Raw genomic sequence first — 768 nt, 5'->3', positions numbered from 1 at the left:
CGACCGGCGACCGGGCCTCGTTCATGTGGGCCGGGCAAGCCCTTCATACATGAAGACCATGGGCCTCGGGCCCTTCGCATAGCCTGTCTCCAGCCGCTCGAGCCGGAATCCATTCTCCACTACCAGGTCGGCCGTCGGGCGGTCGAGATGGCAGTTCCCCGCGCAGCGATGCCAGGCGGGCGTCAGCCAGCGCTGCCACCGCCGGACGCACGGCTCCGGCGCCAGGCCGTGCTCCACGAAGCGGAAGCCGCCGCCCGGCCTGAGGACGCGCCGGATCTCGGCCAGTGCCGTCTCCGGCTCCGACACGCTGCAAAGCGTCCAGGTTGTCAAGACGCAGTCGACGCTGCTGTCCTCGAGCGGCAGGGCCTCGGCGACGCCTTCGATCATCTCCGTCGCCGGCCTCGATCCATGAGGGGCCCGCTCGGCCCGGCGAAGGAGTTCGGGCGAGGGATCGACCCCGACGACCTCGCGCACGGCTTCGGGGTAGAGCGCGAGGTTCAGGCCCGAGCCGATCCCGATCTCGAGCACGCGCCCGTGCAGGCCGGCGACGGCGCGGCGCCGGTAGGGAAGAAGCTGATCTTGGCGCATGGCCAGATGCGTGAGACCGGGAAGGACGTGTTTGCGGTAGGACAGCATGCGTTCACCCGATCCGCCCGAGCACCGGGAAGGCGTCGAGCATCCAGTACGACAAGGCGCTCAGGCGGCCCGTCATCATCGCAAGGCCCATCAGGACCATGACGCCGCCGGCCGCCTGATGCAAGCGCCGGC

The 768-nt window shown here is 70.1% G+C and carries 1 protein-coding gene and 1 pseudogene; both read right to left on the bottom strand.

The window, feature by feature from the left end; all coding sequences use genetic code 11:
* Positions 1–21: 21 nt before the first annotated feature.
* Positions 22–636, bottom strand: coding sequence for a class I SAM-dependent methyltransferase (locus tag Q1B08_RS21585; protein WP_299823463.1), 615 nt, complete (start codon positions 634–636; stop codon positions 22–24).
* A gap of 4 nt (positions 637–640) precedes the next feature.
* Positions 641–768, bottom strand: a pseudogene (locus Q1B08_RS21580) (cytochrome c biogenesis protein CcdA); the annotation flags it as partial.

Origin of the sequence: uncultured Jannaschia sp. (assembly GCF_947494025.1) — a bacterium.
GTDB lineage: Bacteria > Pseudomonadota > Alphaproteobacteria > Rhodobacterales > Rhodobacteraceae > Jannaschia.
This window is presented reverse-complemented; position numbering and strand designations above follow the sequence as displayed.

What these genes read in the sequence shown, in the direction of transcription:
- Q1B08_RS21585 (WP_299823463.1), bottom strand. Translation starts at nt 636, where the DNA reads ATGCTGTCCTACCGCAAACACGTCCTTCCCGGTCTCACGCATCTGGCC.